1 protein-coding gene is annotated in these 1082 nt (G+C 63.5%); it reads right to left on the bottom strand.

Annotated elements, in window-relative coordinates; translation table 11 throughout:
- Positions 1-1082: flavodoxin-dependent (E)-4-hydroxy-3-methylbut-2-enyl-diphosphate synthase (gene ispG, locus ACFYPJ_RS39065; RefSeq protein ID WP_389026895.1), on the bottom strand; the 1082-nt coding region annotated here is incomplete at both ends.

Genomic DNA, 1082 nt, shown 5'->3' on the forward strand with positions numbered 1-1082 from the left:
CGCCCGACGCGGCGCCCTCGGCCTCCATCTGCTCGGCGAGCTTCATCGCCTCTTCGATCAACGTCTCGACGATCTTCGACTCGGGAACCGTCTTGATCACCTCACCCTTGACGAAGATCTGCCCCTTCCCATTACCCGAGGCAACCCCCAGATCCGCCTCACGCGCCTCACCAGGACCATTCACCACACACCCCATCACCGCCACCCGCAACGGCACCTCCATCCCCGTCAACCCCGCCGTGACCTCCTCCGCCAACTTGTACACATCCACCTGCGCCCGCCCACACGACGGACACGACACGATCTCCAGACCCCGCTGCCGCAGATTCAACGACTCCAGAATCTGAATACCGACCTTCACCTCCTCCACCGGAGGCGCCGACAACGACACCCGGATCGTGTCCCCGATCCCCTGCGACAACAACGCACCAAAAGCCACCGCCGACTTCACCGTCCCCTGAAAAGCCGGCCCCGCCTCCGTCACACCCAGATGCAACGGATACTCACACTGCTCCGCCAACTGCCGGTAAGCCTCGATCATCACCACCGGATCGTTGTGCTTCACCGAGATCTTGATGTCCCGGAAACCATGCTCCTCGAACAACGACGCCTCCCACAGCGCCGACTCCACCAGAGCCTCCGGCGTCGCCTTCCCGTACTTCTGCAACAACCGCCGGTCCAACGACCCCGCATTCACCCCGATCCGGATCGGCGTCCCACGATCCGCCGCAGCCCGCGCAATCTCCCGCACCTGATCATCGAACTTCTTGATATTCCCCGGATTCACCCGCACCGCCGCACACCCGGCCTCGATCGCCGCGAACACGTACTTCGGCTGGAAATGAATATCCGCAATCACCGGAATCTGCGACTTACGCGCAATCGTCGCCAACGCATCCGCATCATCCTGCGTCGGACACGCCACCCGCACGATCTGACAACCCGACGCCGTCAACTCCGCGATCTGCTGCAACGTCGCACCGATATCCGACGTACGCGTCGTCGTCATCGACTGGACCGAGACAGGCGCATCCCCGCCCACCGCCACCGAACCGACATGGATCTGCCGCGACACGCGGCGC

This window comes from Streptomyces sp. NPDC006012, assembly GCF_042871185.1.
Classification (GTDB): domain Bacteria; phylum Actinomycetota; class Actinomycetes; order Streptomycetales; family Streptomycetaceae; genus Streptomyces.